This window comes from Haemophilus influenzae, from assembly GCF_001457655.1.
GTDB lineage: Bacteria > Pseudomonadota > Gammaproteobacteria > Enterobacterales > Pasteurellaceae > Haemophilus > Haemophilus influenzae.
Map to the genome: position 1 here is coordinate 1,143,281 of NZ_LN831035.1, position 20,779 is coordinate 1,164,059.

14 protein-coding genes, 2 tRNA genes and 3 rRNA genes are annotated in these 20,779 nt (G+C 41.1%); 17 read left to right on the plus strand and 2 right to left on the minus strand.

Annotated elements, in window-relative coordinates; translation table 11 throughout:
• Positions 1 to 5: 5 nt before the first annotated feature.
• The 11 genes from murI to AT683_RS05810 all read left to right on the plus strand — a co-directional run bounded on the left by murI (position 6) and on the right by AT683_RS05810 (position 10,837).
• Positions 6 to 815 (plus strand): glutamate racemase, encoded by an 810-nt coding sequence (gene murI, locus AT683_RS05760; protein ID WP_044365004.1) that lies wholly within the window; start codon positions 6 to 8, stop codon positions 813 to 815.
• 211 nt (positions 816 to 1,026) lie between these two features.
• Complete coding sequence (gene lldD, locus AT683_RS05765) at positions 1,027 to 2,172, plus strand: FMN-dependent L-lactate dehydrogenase LldD (RefSeq protein ID WP_011272772.1); 1,146 nt, start codon at positions 1,027 to 1,029, stop codon at positions 2,170 to 2,172.
• Positions 2,173 to 2,537: 365 nt separating this feature from the next.
• A 16S ribosomal RNA gene (locus AT683_RS05770) occupies positions 2,538 to 4,077 on the plus strand.
• Between the two features lie 79 nt (positions 4,078 to 4,156).
• A tRNA-Ile gene (locus AT683_RS05775) sits at positions 4,157 to 4,233 on the plus strand.
• Between the two features lie 85 nt (positions 4,234 to 4,318).
• Positions 4,319 to 4,394 (plus strand) — tRNA-Ala (locus AT683_RS05780).
• Positions 4,395 to 4,793: 399 nt separating this feature from the next.
• Positions 4,794 to 7,909 (plus strand): 23S ribosomal RNA (locus tag AT683_RS05785).
• Positions 7,910 to 8,151: 242 nt separating this feature from the next.
• Positions 8,152 to 8,267: ribosomal RNA gene (gene rrf / locus AT683_RS05790) — 5S ribosomal RNA — on the plus strand.
• The 16S, 23S and 5S rRNA genes sit together here with 2 tRNA genes alongside, the layout of an rRNA operon.
• Before the next feature lie 234 nt (positions 8,268 to 8,501).
• The gene (locus AT683_RS05795; protein WP_011272771.1) at positions 8,502 to 9,431 is read left to right on the plus strand and encodes a LysR family transcriptional regulator; all 930 of its coding nucleotides are present in this window, start codon (positions 8,502 to 8,504) and stop codon (positions 9,429 to 9,431) included.
• Positions 9,432 to 9,440: 9 nt separating this feature from the next.
• Entirely contained in the window at positions 9,441 to 10,175 is a 735-nt protein-coding gene (gene azlC / locus AT683_RS05800; RefSeq protein ID WP_011272770.1) for an azaleucine resistance protein AzlC, read from the plus strand.
• Complete coding sequence (locus AT683_RS05805; RefSeq protein ID WP_005649924.1) at positions 10,172 to 10,501, plus strand: branched-chain amino acid transporter permease; 330 nt, start codon at positions 10,172 to 10,174, stop codon at positions 10,499 to 10,501. The genes azlC and AT683_RS05805 overlap by 4 nt, the downstream gene beginning before the upstream one ends.
• Positions 10,502 to 10,603: 102 nt before the next feature.
• Entirely contained in the window at positions 10,604 to 10,837 is a 234-nt protein-coding gene (locus AT683_RS05810) for a YgjV family protein (RefSeq protein WP_011272769.1), read from the plus strand.
• 75 nt (positions 10,838 to 10,912) lie between these two features.
• On the opposite strand, the gene prfC is transcribed toward AT683_RS05810, so the two are convergent.
• The gene (prfC, locus tag AT683_RS05815) at positions 10,913 to 12,496 is read right to left on the minus strand and encodes a peptide chain release factor 3 (RefSeq protein ID WP_005688062.1); all 1,584 of its coding nucleotides are present in this window, start codon (positions 12,494 to 12,496) and stop codon (positions 10,913 to 10,915) included.
• 178 nt (positions 12,497 to 12,674) lie between these two features.
• On the opposite strand from prfC, the gene AT683_RS05820 reads away from it, so the two are divergent.
• From AT683_RS05820 to AT683_RS05845, 6 genes are all read left to right on the plus strand, one after another.
• The gene (locus AT683_RS05820; RefSeq protein WP_005649928.1) at positions 12,675 to 13,463 is read left to right on the plus strand and encodes an enoyl-ACP reductase FabI; all 789 of its coding nucleotides are present in this window, start codon (positions 12,675 to 12,677) and stop codon (positions 13,461 to 13,463) included.
• A gap of 97 nt (positions 13,464 to 13,560) precedes the next feature.
• Complete coding sequence (gene rnb, locus AT683_RS05825; protein WP_005688061.1) at positions 13,561 to 15,540, plus strand: exoribonuclease II; 1,980 nt, start codon at positions 13,561 to 13,563, stop codon at positions 15,538 to 15,540.
• Between the two features lie 261 nt (positions 15,541 to 15,801).
• Entirely contained in the window at positions 15,802 to 16,443 is a 642-nt protein-coding gene (pxpB, locus tag AT683_RS05830) for a 5-oxoprolinase subunit PxpB (RefSeq protein WP_005688060.1), read from the plus strand.
• Positions 16,440 to 17,369, plus strand: a complete 930-nt coding sequence (locus tag AT683_RS05835) for a 5-oxoprolinase subunit C family protein (RefSeq protein WP_011272767.1) — start codon at positions 16,440 to 16,442, stop codon at positions 17,367 to 17,369. The genes pxpB and AT683_RS05835 overlap by 4 nt, the downstream gene beginning before the upstream one ends.
• Positions 17,356 to 18,093 (plus strand): 5-oxoprolinase subunit PxpA, encoded by a 738-nt coding sequence (gene pxpA / locus AT683_RS05840; RefSeq protein ID WP_005688057.1) that lies wholly within the window; start codon positions 17,356 to 17,358, stop codon positions 18,091 to 18,093. Before AT683_RS05835 ends, pxpA begins: the two co-directional genes overlap by 14 nt.
• 43 nt (positions 18,094 to 18,136) lie before the next feature.
• A complete protein-coding gene (locus tag AT683_RS05845) occupies positions 18,137 to 19,330 on the plus strand; it encodes an NRAMP family divalent metal transporter (RefSeq protein WP_005688055.1) in 1,194 nt (397 codons plus the stop codon).
• A 70-nt stretch (positions 19,331 to 19,400) separates the two neighbouring features.
• On the opposite strand, the gene argG is transcribed toward AT683_RS05845, so the two are convergent.
• Positions 19,401 to 20,735, minus strand: coding sequence for an argininosuccinate synthase (gene argG, locus AT683_RS05850; RefSeq protein WP_005688053.1), 1,335 nt, complete (start codon positions 20,733 to 20,735; stop codon positions 19,401 to 19,403).
• Positions 20,736 to 20,779: the final 44 nt, after the last annotated feature.

A 20,779-nucleotide genomic window follows, 5' to 3' on the forward strand; every position in this document is an offset into this window, starting at 1 on the left:
TTTAAATGGATAAAAAAGAAAAACGCCCAACTGTACTTTTTTTTGACTCTGGAGTGGGTGGGTTTAGCGTATACCGTGAAGCTAAAAAATTATTACCCAATTGGCATTATCTCTATTGCTTTGATAATGCGGGATTCCCTTATTCAGAACGCGAAGAAGAAAGTATTATTCACCGCACTTTAGCGGCGTGTCAGCTTATTAATCAACGTTATCCATTAGATGCAATCGTGATAGCTTGCAATACAGCGAGTACTGTTGTGCTTCCGCCTTTGCGAGCTGCTTTTGATATTCCTATCATTGGGACTGTTCCCGCTATTAAACCTGCATCAGAAATAACAAAGACAAAACATATTGGTTTATTAGCTACAAAGGGTACAGTAAAGCGTCATTATATCGATGAGTTGATTGATAAATTTGCGCAAGATTGTATTGTTGAGAGACTGGGAACGACAAAATTAGTCGAAATTGCGGAGCAAAAAATTCGTGGTCATTCCGTTGATCTCATTAGTTTAAAAGATGAGTTATCTTCGTGGGCAGGCATGGCAGATTTGGATACATTAGTTTTAGGTTGTACTCACTTTCCTCTCATCAAAGATGAAATTCAGTTATGCTTGCCACAAGTTAAATATTTTATGGATCCGAGCGCAGCAATTGCTAAACGGATCAAATATTTACTTGATGATAAAAATCTACAAGTGCAAAATGAAAAATATAATCAAATGTTTTGCACCGCACATTTTCCCGAAGAATCTCAATTTAAAAAAGCTTTACATCTATGGGGATTTGAATCTTTGGAAGTAATCAAAATAGATTAAAAGTTAATAGATTAATTGTGTGATATTGATAAATTCACAATTTTTCCTAATTTTATAGGTGATTTTTCTACTTATATCATTTCTATATGTCACTTTTTTAAAATAAATTGTGATCTAGTTCTCAAAATAATTATGATTTTTATTGAATTTGTTAAAATAGTGTTATAATGCCTCTCAGGTTTCTCACTATTTTATTGAATAAGAGGTAAAAATGATTATTTCATCAGCTAGCGATTATCGTGAAGCGGCGCGCCGCCGTGTTCCTCCCTTTATGTTCCATTATGCCGATGGCGGTTCTTATGCCGAGCAAACACTTGCGCGTAATGTGAGTGATTTGGAAAATATTGCTTTAAGACAACGTGTCTTAAAAGATATGTCTGAATTGGATACTAGTATAGAATTATTTGGTGAAAAACTTTCAATGCCAACTATTCTTGCACCAGTTGGGGCGTGCGGAATGTATGCACGTCGTGGAGAAGTACAAGCAGCACAAGCGGCAGATAATAAAGGTGTGCCGTTTACCCTTTCAACAGTATCAATTTGTCCAATTGAAGAAGTCGCCCCTGCGATTAAGCGTCCAATGTGGTTTCAGCTTTATGTGTTAAAAGATCGTGGTTTTATGAAAAACGCACTTGAGCGTGCGAAAGCAGCAGGCTGTTCTACTTTAGTGTTTACGGTCGATATGCCTACTCCAGGTGCGCGTTATCGTGATATGCACTCAGGTATGAGTGGGCCTTACAAAGAAATTCGCCGTGTATTACAAGGCTTTACACACCCATTCTGGGCGTATGATGTGGGTATCAAAGGCAAACCGCACACCTTGGGTAATGTTTCAACTTATATGGGTAGACAAATAGGTTTAGATGACTATATTGGCTGGCTAACAGAAAACTTTGATCCATCAATTTCGTGGAAAGATTTAGAGTGGATCCGTGAGTTTTGGGAAGGTCCAATGGTCATTAAAGGCATTCTCGACCCTGAAGATGCGAAAGATGCGGTGCGTTTCGGTGCTGATGGAATTGTCGTTTCAAATCACGGTGGCCGTCAGTTAGATGGCGTGCTTTCAAGTGCAAGAGCGTTGCCACCGATTGCCGATGCAGTGAAAGGGGATATTAAAATTATTGCCGATTCAGGTATTCGCAATGGTTTAGATATAGTCCGTATGTTGGCATTAGGGGCAGATGCAACAATGTTAGGTCGAGCATTTGTTTATGCTTTAGGGGCAGCAGGTCGTCAAGGTGTTGAAAATATGCTCGACATTTTCAAAAAAGAGATGCGCGTAGCGATGACATTAACCAGCAATCGTACTATTGTCGATATTAAACCAGAGGCTTTGGTTGATCTAAGTAAACTTTAATTTATAAATTGAGATCAAAAATCAACCGTTTGTTGGCGGAATTATGTATTTTACGTATGTATTTTCAACAAACGGTCGAGCTTTTCAAAAATTTTTGCAAAAAGTACTTGCAAGGGATTTGAAAATCCCTATAATGCACCGCACACAACGACGCACTGTTGTGAAGTTTTTTAAGTTTCCAAGTGCGTCGTTATTTTTTGCTCTTTAACAATATATCAGACAATCTGTGTGGGCACTTGTTGATTGACTTGTTTTAAAAATATTTTAATTTTGAAGTCTTAATAGGTGCTTAACTGAAAATTCATCATTACTTTTTTAAGTAGTGTTTTATTTATAGCTAAGCAGTTTATTGAGCGATTGAACTTGAATTGAAGAGTTTGATCATGGCTCAGATTGAACGCTGGCGGCAGGCTTAACACATGCAAGTCGAACGGTAGCAGGAGAAAGCTTGCTTTCTTGCTGACGAGTGGCGGACGGGTGAGTAATGCTTGGGAATCTGGCTTATGGAGGGGGATAACGACGGGAAACTGTCGCTAATACCGCGTATTATCGGAAGATGAAAGTGCGGGACTGAGAGGCCGCATGCCATAGGATGAGCCCAAGTGGGATTAGGTAGTTGGTGGGGTAAATGCCTACCAAGCCTGCGATCTCTAGCTGGTCTGAGAGGATGACCAGCCACACTGGAACTGAGACACGGTCCAGACTCCTACGGGAGGCAGCAGTGGGGAATATTGCGCAATGGGGGGAACCCTGACGCAGCCATGCCGCGTGAATGAAGAAGGCCTTCGGGTTGTAAAGTTCTTTCGGTATTGAGGAAGGTTGATGTGTTAATAGCACATCAAATTGACGTTAAATACAGAAGAAGCACCGGCTAACTCCGTGCCAGCAGCCGCGGTAATACGGAGGGTGCGAGCGTTAATCGGAATAACTGGGCGTAAAGGGCACGCAGGCGGTTATTTAAGTGAGGTGTGAAAGCCCCGGGCTTAACCTGGGAATTGCATTTCAGACTGGGTAACTAGAGTACTTTAGGGAGGGGTAGAATTCCACGTGTAGCGGTGAAATGCGTAGAGATGTGGAGGAATACCGAAGGCGAAGGCAGCCCCTTGGGAATGTACTGACGCTCATGTGCGAAAGCGTGGGGAGCAAACAGGATTAGATACCCTGGTAGTCCACGCTGTAAACGCTGTCGATTTGGGGGTTGGGGTTTAACTCTGGCACCCGTAGCTAACGTGATAAATCGACCGCCTGGGGAGTACGGCCGCAAGGTTAAAACTCAAATGAATTGACGGGGGCCCGCACAAGCGGTGGAGCATGTGGTTTAATTCGATGCAACGCGAAGAACCTTACCTACTCTTGACATCCTAAGAAGAGCTCAGAGATGAGCTTGTGCCTTCGGGAACTTAGAGACAGGTGCTGCATGGCTGTCGTCAGCTCGTGTTGTGAAATGTTGGGTTAAGTCCCGCAACGAGCGCAACCCTTATCCTTTGTTGCCAGCGACTTGGTCGGGAACTCAAAGGAGACTGCCAGTGATAAACTGGAGGAAGGTGGGGATGACGTCAAGTCATCATGGCCCTTACGAGTAGGGCTACACACGTGCTACAATGGCGTATACAGAGGGAAGCGAAGCTGCGAGGTGGAGCGAATCTCATAAAGTACGTCTAAGTCCGGATTGGAGTCTGCAACTCGACTCCATGAAGTCGGAATCGCTAGTAATCGCGAATCAGAATGTCGCGGTGAATACGTTCCCGGGCCTTGTACACACCGCCCGTCACACCATGGGAGTGGGTTGTACCAGAAGTAGATAGCTTAACCTTTTGGAGGGCGTTTACCACGGTATGATTCATGACTGGGGTGAAGTCGTAACAAGGTAACCGTAGGGGAACCTGCGGTTGGATCACCTCCTTACCAAAGACGAGAGACAGCGAGTGCTCACACAGATTGGCTGATAGTTGTAGACAAATGAGCAGAAGAAAACATTACCCTTGGGTCTGTAGCTCAGGTGGTTAGAGCGCACCCCTGATAAGGGTGAGGTCGGTGGTTCAAGTCCACTCAGACCCACCACTCTGAGAGTGAGTGAAGCGAAAGGTGTAGTGTAAATAAATAATAACTAAAAGGTAAATAATTAGTTATTAAATTATGATGAAATGGGGATATAGCTCAGCTGGGAGAGCGCCTGCCTTGCACGCAGGAGGTCAGCGGTTCGATCCCGCTTATCTCCACCACTTATCATCGTTAAATAAATTAGAAAAAGACAAATTAATAAAGTATTAAGGTAGTGATGAAGCTATTTTAAATATTAGGTTATTTTAAGTTTAATTTTAAATTTAATTTTGTTTTAGTTTTAGTTTATTTAACGATGATAACTGAAAAGTTTTATCAACTGTTCTTTAAAAAATTGGAAACAAGCTGAAAACAAGAGATTTTCGAGAGAAAGTCTGAGTAGGCAAGATAGGAAAGTGAGAGGAGGGAACTGAAAAGGGAACTCTAAAAACAAAACCTGTTTTGCATAAAATCTTGATTGAACAAAAGCAATCAAGTGTTTAGTTGAATGAAAATACGCATCAAATTGACCGCACTTTGAAGTGAAAACTTAAAGTGATTGAAAACATTTGAGGTTGTATAGTTAAGTGACTAAGCGTACAAGGTGGATGCCTTGGCAATCAGAGGCGAAGAAGGACGTGCTAATCTGCGAAAAGCTTGGATGAGTCGATAAGAGGCGTTTAATCCAAGATATCCGAATGGGGAAACCCAGTAGATGAAGAATCTACTATCAACAAGTGAATTCATAGCTTGTTGAGGCAAACCGGGAGAACTGAAACATCTAAGTACCCCGAGGAAAAGAAATCAACCGAGATTTCGTCAGTAGCGGCGAGCGAAAGCGAAAGAGCCAGTAAGTGATAACAGTATGGTTAGGAGAATGTGTTGGGAAGCACAATCAAAGAGGGTGATAATCCCGTATCTAAAAACCATATTGTGGTACTAAGCTAACGAGAAGTAGGGCGGGACACGTGATATCCTGTTTGAAGAAGGGGGGACCATCCTCCAAGGCTAAATACTCCTGATTGACCGATAGTGAACCAGTACTGTGAAGGAAAGGCGAAAAGAACCCCGGTGAGGGGAGTGAAATAGAACCTGAAACCTTGTACGTACAAGCAGTGGGAGCCCCATCACTTAATCCGATTGGAAGGTGATGAAAAGCAACCGCACTTAAACAATGGTAAGAGGAGCGAAGCGAGTCAAACCACCCAAAAGAAGCAGTGGGATTAAGTGATGGGGTGACTGCGTACCTTTTGTATAATGGGTCAGCGACTTATATTTTGTAGCGAGGTTAACCGAATAGGGGAGCCGAAGGGAAACCGAGTCTTAACTGGGCGAATAGTTGCAAGGTATAGACCCGAAACCCGGTGATCTAGCCATGGGCAGGTTGAAGGTTGGGTAACACTAACTGGAGGACCGAACCGACTAATGTTGAAAAATTAGCGGATGACTTGTGGCTGGGGGTGAAAGGCCAATCAAACCGGGAGATAGCTGGTTCTCCCCGAAATCTATTTAGGTAGAGCCTTGAGGTGACACCTTTGGGGGTAGAGCACTGTTTCGGCTAGGGGTCCATCCCGGATTACCAACCCGATGCAAACTACGAATACCAAAGAGTGATACTCAGGAGACACACGGCGGGTGCTAACGTCCGTCGTGGAGAGGGAAACAACCCAGACCGCCAGCTAAGGTCCCCAAGTCTATATTAAGTGGGAAACGAAGTGGGAAGGCTTAGACAGCTAGGATGTTGGCTTAGAAGCAGCCATCATTTAAAGAAAGCGTAATAGCTCACTAGTCGAGTCGGCCTGCGCGGAAGATGTAACGGGGCTGAAATATAGCACCGAAGCTGCGGCATCAGGCGTATCACTAATACGCCTTACGATTAACAAGCTAGAATGGCGCGAAGCGGCATGAAAGGTTGTTCAAGCAACCCGAACGTTGAGTCGGGGTATTTTTGAAGTAAGGATTATTAGTGATACGCCTGTTGGGTAGGGGAGCGTTGTGTAAGCGGATGAAGGTTAATCGAGAGGTTAGCTGGACGTATCACAAGTGCGAATGCTGACATAAGTAACGATAAAACGGGTGAAAAACCCGTTCGCCGGAAGACCAAGGGTTCCTGTCCAACGTTAATCGGGGCAGGGTGAGTCGGCTCCTAAGGCGAGGCTGAAAAGCGTAGTCGATGGGAAACAGGTTAATATTCCTGTACTTGGTAAAGCTGCGATGTGGGGACGGAGTAGGTTAGGTTATCGCACTGTTGGATATGTGCGTTTAAGTTGGTAGGTGGGAAGTTTAGGCAAATCCGGACTTCCTTAACACAGAGAGATGATGACGAGGCTCTACGGAGCTGAAGTAACTGATACCACACTTCCAGGAAAAGCCACTAAGCGAAAGGCTTTACTAAACCGTACTGAAAACCGACACAGGTGGTCAGGTAGAGAATACTCAGGCGCTTGAGAGAACTCGGGTGAAGGAACTAGGCAAAATAGCACCGTAACTTCGGGAGAAGGTGCGCCGGCGTAGATTGTAGTCCCTAGCGGGCGAAGGTTGAACCGGTCGAAGATACCAGCTGGCTGCAACTGTTTATTAAAAACACAGCACTCTGCAAACACGAAAGTGGACGTATAGGGTGTGATGCCTGCCCGGTGCTGGAAGGTTAATTGATGGTGTCATCGCAAGAGAAGCACCTGATCGAAGCCCCAGTAAACGGCGGCCGTAACTATAACGGTCCTAAGGTAGCGAAATTCCTTGTCGGGTAAGTTCCGACCTGCACGAATGGCATAATGATGGCCAGGCTGTCTCCACCCGAGACTCAGTGAAATTGAAATCGCCGTGAAGATGCGGTGTACCCGCGGCTAGACGGAAAGACCCCGTGAACCTTTACTATAGCTTGACACTGAACATTGAATTTTGATGTGTAGGATAGGTGGGAGCCTTTGAAGCAGTGACGCCAGTCATTGTGGAGGCGACCTTGAAATACCACCCTTTAACGTTTGATGTTCTAACGAAGATGACGAAACGTGGTCTCGGACAGTGTCTGGTGGGTAGTTTGACTGGGGCGGTCTCCTCCCAAAGCGTAACGGAGGAGCACGAAGGTTTGCTAATCACGGTCGGACATCGTGAGGTTAGTGCAATGGTATAAGCAAGCTTAACTGCGAGACAGACAAGTCGAGCAGGTACGAAAGTAGGTCATAGTGATCCGGTGGTTCTGAATGGAAGGGCCATCGCTCAACGGATAAAAGGTACTCCGGGGATAACAGGCTGATACCGCCCAAGAGTTCATATCGACGGCGGTGTTTGGCACCTCGATGTCGGCTCATCACATCCTGGGGCTGAAGTAGGTCCCAAGGGTATGGCTGTTCGCCATTTAAAGTGGTACGCGAGCTGGGTTTAGAACGTCGTGAGACAGTTCGGTCCCTATCTGCCGTGGGCGTTGGATGATTGATTGGGGCTGCTCCTAGTACGAGAGGACCGGAGTGGACGCATCACTGGTGTTCCAGTTGTCTCGCCAGAGGCATTGCTGGGTAGCTAAATGCGGAAGAGATAAGTGCTGAAAGCATCTAAGCACGAAACTTGCCAAGAGATGAGTCATCCCTGACTTTAAGTCAGTAAGGGTTGTTGTAGACTACGACGTAGATAGGTCAGGTGTGTAAGTGTAGTGATACATTGAGCTAACAGATACTAATTGCCCGAGAGGCTTAACTATACAACGCTCAAGTGTTTTTGGGAGCTAAGTGAAGTAAGAGATGAAAAGCGAAGCAAATAAAAGTAGAGCGGAAACCGAAGTAAAAGACTAAACAAAGAAAAGTAAGTATAGAAGACTTAATAGAAAGAAAATTGAGTTCAGCTTGTGACCAATAAGAACGAGTGAAAGGTAGAGGAAAGACTGAGTAACGAGAGATAAAAGAGACGAGAGATAAAAGAGAAGACGAGTTATCAAAGAATTATCCTGGCGGCGATAGTGCGGTGGACCCACCTGAGACCATACCGAACTCAGAAGTGAAACGCTGTAATGCCGATGGTAGTGTGGGGTTTCCCCATGTGAGAGTAGGGCACCGCCAGGTTACCAAATAAAAAATCTAAATATAAATTTATCTAAGATAGATAAAATTAAATTAAGTAAAAACAGAATTAAACAAATTAGATAAAGAATAAATATAGAACCCCAGTTTAAGGACTGGGGTTTTGTATTTTAACTAAAATAATTATCTAAATAATTAATTTTATTAATTAGCATATTTCTAATTTTAATGTATTATACTGGTTCCCTAATTCTTAATTTTATATGAATATTATTAATGAAACCAACCTTTCTAGAATTTAGACATCTTAAAACTTTATTGGCTTTAAAAGAGACAGGCAGCGTTTCTCTAGCTGCAAAGCACGTATATCTAACCCAATCAGCCCTTTCTCACCAAATTAAATTAATAGAAGAACAATTTGGCTTGCCTTTATTTGAGCGTAAAAGTAATCCACTTCGTTTTACTTCAGCGGGAGAGCGTTTAATTCGTCTTGCGAATGAAGTAATGCCGAAAGTGATTGATGCTGAACGTGATCTTGCAAGGGTAAAACACGGCGATGCAGGACAGTTACGTATAGCGGTGGAATGCCATACTTGTTTTGATTGGTTAATGCCAGCGATGGATGAATTCCGTCAGCATTGGGGGCTAGTAGAACTGGATATTGTATCTGGCTTTCATACTGATCCCGTTGGTTTATTACTTTCCCATCGAGCAGATTGGGCGATAGTATCAGAAATAGAGCATAATGATGATGTCATTTTTAAACCGCTCTTTTCTTATGAAATGGTTGGGATTTGCTCAAAAAATCATTCTTTAGCAGAAAAAGATATTTGGGAAGCGGAAGATTTTATTGATGAAACTTGGGTAACTTACCCCGTACCTGACGATATGTTAGATCTATGGCGTAAAGTGCTTAAATCAAAAGGCATTAATCCTACTCGCCGTACAACAGAACTTACTATTGCAATGATTCAACTTGTTGCGAGTCGTCGTGGTATTGCGACTATCCCTTATTGGGCTGCGCTGCCTTATTTGGAAAAGGGTTATGTCGTGGCAAGAAAAGTCACAAAAGAAGGTTTATATAGCAATCTATATGCGGCGATTCGCAAAGAAGATGAATCCCTTTCTTATTTAGAAGATTTTTATCAAACAGTCAAATCTCAAAGTTTCTCAACTTTACCCGGACTTTCTGTTTTAAATTTATAGACATAATTAATGAATTTATCTCAACAAAATCAACACTCTAACCCAATTACTGAAGCGGCTAAGGCTGCTTTTCCCTACAGCGTACCAATGATTGCAGGATTTTTATTTCTTGGCATAGCATACGGTATTTATATGAAAGCACTTGGTTTCGGATTTTTATATCCTACTTTGATGGCTTTACTTATTTATGCGGGTTCTGTTGAATTTATTGCAGCAGGCGCACTTATTGCACCTTTCTCTCCAATCAGCGTATTATTAATTACCTTAATGATTAGTGCCCGCCAAATTTTTTATGGCATATCAATGCTAGAAAAATATGGCATACATATAGGAAAAAAACGTTGGTATTTAATCACAACACTTGTAGATGAATCTTTTTCCCTAAATTATATGGCAAAAATCCCACAGCACTTAGATAAAGGTTGGTATATGTTTTTTGTGAGCTTATATTTGCATATTTATTGGGTACTTGGCGCAGCAATGGGGAATTTATTTGGTACTGTTTTACCTTTTAATTTAAAAGGTGTGGAATTTTCAATGACAGCACTATTCTTAGTTATTTTTGCAGAAAATTGGCTAAAAGAAAAATCCCACGAAAGCTCTCTCTTAGGTTTAGGGATTGCATTTGCTTTTTTACTTATTATAGGAAAAGAATATTTTTTAATTCCAACATTAATTGGCATTTGGTTAATTCTAACTATGCGCATAACTAAATTAGAAACAAAATTGGAATCTTTAAAATGACATTAACAGAACAAATCATTACCATTGGAATTTGTATAGTGGCGGTACAATTTACACGTTTATTACCATTTTTTGTATTTCCTGTTAATCGCCCCATTCCACAATATATCCGTTATCTTGGAAAAGTTTTACCCCCTGCAATGTTTGGTATGCTTGTCGTTTATTGCTATAAAAATATTGAGATTTTAACTGGCTATCACGGTATTCCTGATTTGCTTGCAGGGATAGTCGTGCTTGGCTTACATTTCTGGAAGAAAAATATGTTTCTATCTATTGCTGTTGGTACGCTTTTCTATATGGCTCTCGTTCAACTTATTTTTATATAAATTTCCCTTGCAAACGGTTGCTTCTTTTTCTTATCTTTTCCTTACGTTAAAAATCTTTTATCATACCCACCGTTTTTATTTTTAATCAAAGAGAACAAAATAATGGATTTTAATTTTATTGAGTTTTTAGGTTATATGGCGACTTTTTTTGTTGCTGTATCTTTTTTATTTAAATCTATTGTGTATTTACGCATTGTAAATAGTATCGGCGCGATTTTATTTGTTATTTACAGCGTAATTATCACAGCATACCCCGTTGCATTATTAAATGCCTTTTTAGTTGTGGTAAATATTTATCAACTTTGGCGATTAAAACAAGAAAATCTCTCTAAATAAAAGAAAAGCGTTGAATTAAATTTCAACGCTTTTTTTCTGGAAAAGTGCGGTAGAATTTTACCGCACTTTGTCATTTTAATGTTCGCGAGTTTTGTAAAAAACGACATCAGGATAACGTTCTTGAGCTAAATTTAGATTTACCATTGTTGGTGCAATATAGGTTAAATTATCGCCGCCATCTAAGGCTAAATTTTGCTCGTTTTTACGTTTAAATTCTTCAAATTTTTTTCCATCGGCACATTCCACCCAACGAGCCGTGGCAACGTTCACATTTTCATAAATCGCTTCCACGTTATATTCAGTTTTTAAACGCGAAACCACCACATCAAACTGCAACACACCCACAGCCCCCACAATTAAATCGTTGTTTAATAATGGACGAAACACTTGCACTGCACCCTCTTCAGAAAGTTGCACCAAGCCTTTTAACAGTTGTTTTTGTTTAAGCGGATCTTTCAAACGAATACGACGGAACAACTCTGGCGCAAAATTTGGAATGCCTGTAAATTTCAGCGTTTCGCCTTGCGTGAACGTATCGCCAATTTGAATCGTACCGTGATTATGTAAACCAATAATATCACCAGCGTAAGCTTCTTCGGCGTGAGCACGGTCGCCCGCCATAAAAGTCAGCGCATCAGAAATAACCACATCTTTTCCAATACGGACGTGTTTAAGTTTCATCCCTTTTTCATATTTGCCCGAAACCACACGCATAAACGCCACTCTGTCACGGTGTTTCGGATCCATATTGGCTTGAATTTTAAACACAAAACCACTGAATTTTTCTTCCGCACTTTCCACCGTTCTTGTATCCGCTTGACGAGATTGCGGTTTCGGCGCCCATTGTGTTAAGCCATCAAGAAAATGATCCACCCCAAAATTACCTAATGCTGTCCCGAAAAATACAGGGGTAAGCTCGCCCTTAATAAAGGCATCTTGCTCAAATTCATTACTTGCGCCTTGCACCAATTCCAATTCATCACGAAGCTGTTGTGCTAAATCATCGCCAACAGCAACATCTAATTCAGGATTATTCAAGCCTTTAACAACACGCACTGCCTGAATGGTTGAACCCTGCCCTGATTGATATAAATAGGTTTCATCTTTTGCAAGATGATAAACGCCCTTAAACAACTTCCCACAGCCAATTGGCCAAGTAATTGGCGCACAACGAATTTTCAACACATTTTCCACCTCGTCCAACAATTCCATCGGATCACGAATATCACGGTCGAGTTTATTCATAAACGTAATAATGGGCGTATCACGTAAACGTGTGACTTCCATCAACTTAATCGTACGTTCCTCCACCCCTTTGGCAGAGTCAATAACCATCAAACAGCTATCCACAGCGGTTAAAGTGCGGTAAGTATCTTCAGAGAAATCTTCGTGTCCGGGGGTATCAAGCAAATTCACTAAACAATTATTATAAGGAAATTGCATCACAGAAGTGGTAATCGAAATCCCACGTTGTTTTTCCATTTCCATCCAGTCAGATTTCGCGTGAGCCGCCGAGCCTTTGCCTTTTACAGAACCTGCAGTTTGAATTGCATTGCCGTATAAAAGTACTTTTTCAGTAATCGTTGTTTTACCCGCATCAGGGTGGGAAATAATCGCAAAAGTGCGACGTTTATTAACTTCTTCTAATGGATAACTCATTGTTTCTTCTTTGTTCAATTAAAAATGTGGGCTATTTTCCCTGATTTTAGGTTTTTGCTCAAACGAATTTGTAAATAAAGTGCGGTTGGTTTTCTTAGAAATATTGGTCTGCTTTGTACAAAGACAAATTTTCGCTTATACTACGCAAGTTTTTTACGCTAACAACATAGGAAAAATTATGGGTTTCTTAACAGGTAAACGCATTTTAGTCACAGGTCTTGCAAGCAATCGTTCCATCGCTTACGGGATCGCAAAATCAATGAAAGAACAAGGTGCAGAACTTGCTTTCACTTATTTAAACGATAAATTACAACCGCGCGTAGAAGAATTTGCCAAAGAATTTGGTTCTGATATCGTGCTTCCTTTAGATGTGGCAACCGATGAAAGCATCCAAAACTGCTTTGCAGAATTAAGTAAGCGTTGGGATAAATTTGATGGTTTTATTCACGCAATCGCATTTGCACCAGGTGATCAATTAGACGGCGATTACGTAAATGCGGCAACTCGTGAAGGCTATCGTATCGCTCATGATATTAGCGCATACAGCTTTGTTGCAATGGCACAAGCGGCACGTCCTTACTTAAATCCAAATGCCGCATTATTAACGCTTTCTTATTTAGGTGCAGAACGTGCAATTCCTAACTACAACGTAATGTGCCTAGCAAAAGCCTCTCTTGAAGCTGCAACGCGCGTGATGGCTGCTGATTTAGGGAAAGAAGGTATTCGTGTGAATGCAATCTCTGCAGGCCCAATCCGCACCTTAGCCGCATCAGGCATTAAAAACTTCAAAAAAATGCTTTCCACCTTTGAGAAAACGGCTGCATTACGTCGCACTGTCACTATCGAAGATGTGGGTAACTCAGCGGCATTTTTATGCTCTGATTTAGCATCGGGCATTACAGGCGAAATCGTTCACGTTGATGCAGGTTTCAGCATCACTGCAATGGGCGAATTAGGCGAAGAATAATTTTTCTTACATTCTTTTTTAGGCAGGCTTTTCAGTCTGCCTTTTCGCTTTTTTAAAATATAACGATGTTTCAAAATAACTATGTTTCAAGATAATTATGTTTCAAGATAATCCTCTACTCGCACAACTTAAACAACAAATCCACGACAGCAAAGAACAGGTTGAGGGCGTGGTAAAAAGCACAGATAAAGCCTACGGTTTTTTAGAGTGCGATAAAAAAACCTATTTCATCGCACCGCCATCAATGAAAAAAGTGATGCACGGCGACAAAATCAAAGCCACTATTGAAAAACAAGGCGACAAAGAACAAGCCGAGCCAGAAGCCTTAATTGAGCCAATGCTCACACGTTTTATCGCAAAAGTGCGGTTCAATAAAGACAAGAAATTACAAGTGCTGGTGGATCACCCAAGCATTAATCAACCCATTGGTGCACAACAGGCGAAATCGGTAAAAGAAGAATTGCAAGAGGGCGACTGGGTCGTCGCAAATTTAAAAACCCATCCATTACGTGACGATCGCTTTTTCTACGCCACAATTAATCAGTTTATTTGCCGAGCTGACGATGAATTAGCCCCTTGGTGGGTCACATTGGCACGCCACGAACAATCGCGCTATCCCGTGCAAGGCGCAGAACATTATGAAATGTTAGATCAAAAAACACGCGAAAATCTGACCGCACTTCATTTTGTAACCATTGATTCCGAAAGCACAATGGATATGGACGATGCCTTATATATCGAACCCATAGCACAAAACAGCACACAAACAGGCTGGAAATTAGTGGTCGCCATTGCTGACCCAACCGCTTACATCGCCTTAGATTCTCAAATTGAACAAGAAGCCAAACAGCGTTGCTTCACAAATTATTTACCGGGCTTTAACATTCCAATGTTACCCCGTGAATTATCCGATGAATTATGTTCCTTAATCGCCAATGAAACCCGCCCCGCACTTGTCTGTTATATCGAAACCGATCTTGCAGGCAACATCACAGCCAAACCGCATTTTGTTTCCGCTTATGTACAATCTAAAGCCAAACTGGCTTATAACAAAGTGTCGGATTATTTAGAACAGGCAGACAATGCATGGCAGCCAGAAACGCCAGAAACAGCACAACAAATTCACTGGCTACATCAATTTACCAAAGCCCGCATTCAATGGCACAAAACCCATTCCTTACTCTTTAAAGAAAAACCCGATTATGCCTTTGTGCTGGCAGAAAACGGCAAAGTGCAAGAAATCAAAGCAGAATATCGCCGCATTGCCAATCAAATTGTGGAAGAAGCAATGATTATTGCCAACATCTGCGCCGCACAATTTTTACACGAACAGGCAAAAACAGGCATTTTCAACACCCACAGCGGTTTTGATAAAAAATTCTTAGAGAACGCACACCATTTCTTAATGGCAAATTTAGCCAATGAACAAAATCAAACTGAACTGGCAGAACGTTATTCAGTAGAAAACTTAGCAACCTTAAACGGCTATTGCCAAATGCGCCACGATATTGAACCCATCGAAAGCGATTATTTAGAACTGCGTTTACGCCGTTATTTAACTTTCGCCGAATTTAAATCAGAATTAGCACCGCACTTTGGTCTTGGTTTAGAAGGCTATGCCACTTGGACATCGCCCATCCGCAAATATTCAGATATGGTTAATCATCGCTTAATCAAAGCCGTGCTGGCAAAACAGCCTTATGAAAAAACACAAAATGACGTGTTGGCACGTTTGCAAGAGGCTCGCCGCCAAAATCGCCTCGTAGAACGTGATATTGCAGATTGGCTATATTGCCGTTATCTTGCACCGAAAGTGGCTGAAAATGTGGAATTTAATGCAGAAGTGCAAGATGTAATGCGTGGTGGATTACGTGTGCAATTATTAGAAAATGGCGCCTCAATGTTTATACCTGCGTCCACTTTACATAATAATAAAGAAGAAATGCAGGTGAATTCAGATGAGATTGCCCTTTATATTAAAGGCGAACGCACTTACAAAATAGGCGACATTGTGAAAGTGAAACTCACAGAAGTGAAAGAAGCAACTCGCAGTATTGTGGGCGAAATACTTCAATAAATTGCCGTTCCCTTTTGCCTAAAACCTGCTTTCAATGCCAGAAAGCAGGTTTTTCTTTTAATTTTTACCGCACTTTTCAACAAAAAACACCTAAAATGGGTCAAGATTAATCTTTTTTCTTGCTAAAAAGAAATAAAAGATAAACAAACCTAAACCTTATTTTAAATAAAAAATAAAGACTTGACAAAACCTATAAATATCCTTTAAAAGAGCTGTAACAAAAAAATAACAAATCACATAACATCATATAAAGGGTATCTTATGAATATCGTTCCGATCAGTGAATCGGCGGTGGTTTGCTCTTTGCCACCCCCAGCTTCCATTCAACAACAACGCCAATTATGGGCGTTTGCTCGTCAATTGCAATCAGAACAAGATATTGTAGAAGTTGTCTTGGGAATGAATAATCTTACGGTTTTTACCGATTTTTTCGTGGATTTTAAGCCGCTTGTGCAACGTTTAGAACAACTTTGGGCTGAGTTGAAAGTATCGGATTTTCAAGGGCGTCATATTGAAATTCCTGTTATTTATGGGGGAGAGCGAGGTCAGGATTTATCTGATGTAGCGAAATTTCATCAGACAACACCAAAGCGGATTATTCAGATGCACAGTGAGCCTATTTATACTGTGTATATGATTGGCTTCCAAGCGGGCTTTCCTTATTTGGGTGGTTTACCTGAAAATTTACACACGCCGCGTCGCGCCACGCCAAGAACGGTTGTTCCTGCTGGTTCTGTTGGTATTGGGGGTGCGCAAACGGGGATTTATCCTTTTTCTTCGCCAGGTGGGTGGCAGTTGATCGGTTATACTAAACAAGCACTTTTTGATAAAAATCAAGCACAACCAACCTTATTACAAGCTGGCGATACTGTGAAATTTATTGTGGATGGGATTGAACTATGATTGATATTCTTGATGTGAAATCCCGCGCCACCATTCAAGATTTAGGGCGTTTTGGTTTACGCCGATTTGGCATTAGCCATTGTGGGGCAATGGATAAATTAGCATTACGCGCAGGCAATATTTTATTGGGCAATGCAGAGAATGTTCCTGCCATTGAAGTGCCTTTAGGCGGTATTACATTGCAATTTCAGCAAGATATGAATTTTTGTGTGACTGGTGCTTTTTATGAAATGATGTTAGATGATAAGCCCGTTTTTGCTTATTGGCGTTATCAAGTGCGAGCAGGTCAAATATTAAAAATGACACGTGCAAAAATTGGAATGTATGGTTATTTATGTGTTCAAGGTGGTTTTGTTTTGCCTCAAGCATTGAATTCTTGCAGCACGGATTTGAGAGCGGAAATAGGGGGCATTGAGGGGCGTTGTTTGCAGGCGGGCGATCAACTACAAACGGCAAATGATCATATTTTGCGTAGCGAAATTGGTATTGCACCGATTCCGCTTCGAGATGTTATTCGTGCTTTGCCATCTTCTGAATATCAGGCGTTTAAACGAAAATCCCAATATTATTGGTGGCGAAATGAATGGACGTTGCAAAGTAACAGTGATCGTATGGGTTATCGTTTTCAAGGTCAGACATTAGAATTAAAGCAGCCGTTGGAAATGCTATCTCACGCCATTCAGTTTGGTAGTGTGCAAGTTCCACCAAGTGGTCAGCCTATTATTTTGATGGCTGATGCGCAAACCACAGGCGGTTATCCTAAAATCGCTAATGTGATTGATGCTGATCTTGGGGCTTTGGCACAGGTACGTTTAGGTTCAACGATTAAATTTGAAGCGGTTAGCTTACAAGAGGCTGCTAAATTACGCCGTAAAAATGAAATATACCTTGATCAAATTAGGAGAATTGTTGATGAAAAAAATTGATTTAAATGCAGATATTGCAGAGGGTTTTCCTTTTGATGAAAGTTTATTGCAGTTGCTTTCTTCTGCAAATATTGCTTGTGGCTTACACGCTGGGGGCGCAAAGGAAATGCAAAGTGCGGTCAAATTTGCGAAAGAAAATAAGGTGCGTATTGGTGCACATCCTAGTTTTCCTGATCGCGAAAATTTTGGTCGTACGGCAATGGCGTTGTCTTCACAGGAATTAATCGCACATTTGCGTTATCAATTGGGGGCATTAAAAGCGATTTGTGATGGCGAGGGGGCGGTAATTAGTTATGTTAAACCTCACGGTGCGTTATATAACCAAGCAGCAAAAGATGAAAAAATAGCGCGTGTAATTGCACAAACCGTTTATCAATTTGATCCGAATTTGAAATTAATGGGGTTAGCAGGCAGTTTAATGTTGCGCATCGCAGAGGAAGAAAAATTGCAAACGATTTCTGAAGTTTTTGCCGATCGACATTATATGCCTGATGGGAGTTTGGTGCCTCGTTCTCAACCAAATGCAATGGTGGAATCTGATAAGGAAGCCATTCAACAAGTGTTACAAATGGTAACAAAGGGGCAAGTCAATGCCATTGATGGAAGCCTTGTGCCTGTAAAAGCAGAAAGTATTTGCTTACACGGCGATAATCAACATTCTTTACAATTTGCTAAACGCATTGTGGAAGAATTAGAAAAAAATCATATCAAAATAACGGCATAAGCCGAATAAACACATAACATCAACTTAACAATGGAGGTGCTTTATGGCATCAATTACTCACAGACGAAATGCGGTTTTAGGGGCAGCTTTCTTAATGGCGACATCCGCCATAGGCCCTGGATTTTTAACTCAAACCGCAACCTTTACAAATACTTTATTAGCGAGTTTTGGCTTTGTTATTTTATTATCAATTTTGTTAGATATTGGGGCTCAACTTAATATTTGGCGAATTGTTATTGTGTCTGGCAAACGCGCGCAAGATATTTCTAATGCGGTTTTTCCGAAAGCAGGGTATTTTCTTGCTGCGCTGATTGTGATGGGCGGGCTGGCTTTTAACATTGGCAATGTTGGCGGCGCGGGGCTTGGTTTAAATTCTATTTTTGGTATAGCACCAGAAATGGGCGCAGTGATTAGTGGTATTATTGCTATTTTGATTTTTTTGCGTAAAGAAGCAGGCTTATTAATGGATCGTTTTGCGCAATTAATGGGCTTTATTATGGTTGCGCTCACATTTTATGTAATGTTTAAAACTGAACCACCTGTGGCTGAAGCAGCGTATCATTCCTTTATTCCAGAAAAAATTGATCCTATTGCTATTGTTACATTAGTGGGGGGAACCGTAGGCGGTTATATTACTTTTGCAGGCGCGCATCGTTTATTAGATGCGGGCATTCAAGGCGAAAAAGCAATGGCTGAAGTGAGCCGTAGTTCTGTATCAGCCATTTTAATTGCTTCAACAATGCGTGTTGTATTATTTCTTGCGGTGCTTGGCGTGGTGTCAAAAGGTGTGTCTCTTAATCCTAAAAATCCAGCTGAAACGCCTTTTGAATATGTAGCAGGCAATTTTGGTCAAGTGTTATTTGGAGTGGTTATTTGGGCAGCGTCTGTCACATCTGTTATTGGTGCGGCTTATACTTCAGTTTCTTTCTTAACGACCCTTTGTCCAACCATTGAACGCAATCGTAATCGTTGGATTATTGCTTTTATTGTGATTTCTACTGTTGTTTTAGTCACTGTGGGAAAGCCTGCTGCGGTATTAGTCTTTGTGGGAACATTAAATGGCTTAATATTGCCGATTGCATTGGCATTAATTTTGTTAGCTGCTTACAGAAGTGATATTGTTGGCACTTATAAACACCCTGTTTTTTTAGCTTTTTCAGGCTGGTTTGTTGTGATTATTATGGCAATATTAAGTGGAAAAACGATTATTTCTTATATTTCTAGTTTTTTTAGCTAACTAATATTTTGTGAAAGGATCTGCATTTCATGATGTTAAATATCAGTCATTGAAATGCAGATTTTATTATTTATTTTTTGCCTAATTGTGGCAATACGGAATCTTTAATTGCGCTTAATAAACCTGTTTGTGCATAGATGCCAAGTTTACCTCGGGTGTCTGATACATCTAAATTACGCATTGTTAATTGACCGATACGATCAACTGGATCAAATGGCGCATCTTCCACTTTTTCCATACTTAAACGCTCTGCTTCGTAGGTTAAGTTTGGCGATTCGGTATTTAAAATTGTGAAGTCGTTACCACGACGAAGTTCAAGGGTTACTGTGCCTGTAATTGCTTTTGCCACCCAACGTTGTGCTGTTTCACGCAACATTAATGCTTGCGGATCAAACCAACGACCTTGATATAACAAACGACCTAAGCGAATGCCATTAATACGATATTGTTCGATGGTATCTTCATTGTGAATACCTGTGACTAAACGTTCGTAAGCGATATGCAATAATGCCATTCCTGGTGCTTCATAAATACCACGAGATTTGGCTTCAATAATACGATTTTCGATTTGGTCTGACATTCCTAAACCGTGACGCCCACCAATACGATTGGCTTCTAGAATAAGATCAACAGCATTATCAAAATGTTTGCCATTTAATGCCACAGGCACGCCATCTTCAAAAGTGACTGTGACTGTTTCAGGTTTAATTTCAACCTTTTCATCCCAAAATGCGACACCCATAATCGGCTTAACAATTTTCATTCCTGTGCTTAATTGTTCTAAGTCTTTTGCTTCATGGGTTGCGCCGAGCATATTGGAATCAGTGGAATAGGCTTTTTCAACGGACATTTTATAGTCAAAACCATTTTCAATAAGAAATTGAGACATTTCTAAACGACCGCCAAGTTCTTCAATAAATTGTACATCTAACCAAGGTTTATAGATTTTTAAATTCGGGTTCGTTAATAAACCATAACGATAGAAACGTTCAATATCATTCCCTTTGAAAGTGGAGCCGTCGCCCCAAATGTTTACATCATCTTCTTTCATTGCTGCTACAAGCATTGTGCCTGTTACGGCGCGACCAAGAGGCGTTGTATTGAAGTAAGGAATGCCGCCTGTAGAAATATGGAATGCACCACATTGAATTGCGGCAATGCCTTCATGAGCAAGTTGAGAGCGGCAATCAATTAATCGAGCATTTTCAGCACCATACGCCATGGCTTTTTTAGGGATTGCATTGTAATCATCTTCATCGGGTTGCCCTAAATTAGCGGTGTAGGCATAAGGCACTGCGCCTTTTTGACGCATCCAAAGTAATGCTGCACTAGTGTCTAAACCACCAGAGAAAGCGATCCCTACTTTTTGTCCTTTAGGTAAATTCTGTAGAATAGTATTTGACATATATTTTCCTTACTAATAATTAGAATTGAATAAATAATCGATTT

Excerpts from the sequence above, each read along its gene's own strand:
- lldD (WP_011272772.1), top strand. The coding sequence starts at position 1,027 with ATGATTATTTCATCAGCTAGCGATTATCGTGAAGCGGCGCGCCGCCGT.
- AT683_RS05820 (WP_005649928.1), top strand. The coding sequence starts at position 12,675 with ATGGGTTTCTTAACAGGTAAACGCATTTTAGTCACAGGTCTTGCAAGC.
- argG (WP_005688053.1), bottom strand. The coding sequence starts at position 20,735 with ATGTCAAATACTATTCTACAGAATTTACCTAAAGGACAAAAAGTAGGG.
- azlC (WP_011272770.1), top strand. The coding sequence starts at position 9,441 with ATGAATTTATCTCAACAAAATCAACACTCTAACCCAATTACTGAAGCG.
- AT683_RS05835 (WP_011272767.1), top strand. The coding sequence starts at position 16,440 with ATGATTGATATTCTTGATGTGAAATCCCGCGCCACCATTCAAGATTTA.
- rnb (WP_005688061.1), top strand. The coding sequence starts at position 13,561 with ATGTTTCAAGATAATCCTCTACTCGCACAACTTAAACAACAAATCCAC.
- pxpA (WP_005688057.1), top strand. The coding sequence starts at position 17,356 with ATGAAAAAAATTGATTTAAATGCAGATATTGCAGAGGGTTTTCCTTTT.
- AT683_RS05810 (WP_011272769.1), top strand. The coding sequence starts at position 10,604 with ATGGATTTTAATTTTATTGAGTTTTTAGGTTATATGGCGACTTTTTTT.
- pxpB (WP_005688060.1), top strand. The coding sequence starts at position 15,802 with ATGAATATCGTTCCGATCAGTGAATCGGCGGTGGTTTGCTCTTTGCCA.
- AT683_RS05795 (WP_011272771.1), top strand. The coding sequence starts at position 8,502 with ATGAAACCAACCTTTCTAGAATTTAGACATCTTAAAACTTTATTGGCT.
- AT683_RS05845 (WP_005688055.1), top strand. The coding sequence starts at position 18,137 with ATGGCATCAATTACTCACAGACGAAATGCGGTTTTAGGGGCAGCTTTC.
- murI (WP_044365004.1), top strand. The coding sequence starts at position 6 with ATGGATAAAAAAGAAAAACGCCCAACTGTACTTTTTTTTGACTCTGGA.
- AT683_RS05805 (WP_005649924.1), top strand. The coding sequence starts at position 10,172 with ATGACATTAACAGAACAAATCATTACCATTGGAATTTGTATAGTGGCG.
- prfC (WP_005688062.1), bottom strand. The coding sequence starts at position 12,496 with ATGAGTTATCCATTAGAAGAAGTTAATAAACGTCGCACTTTTGCGATT.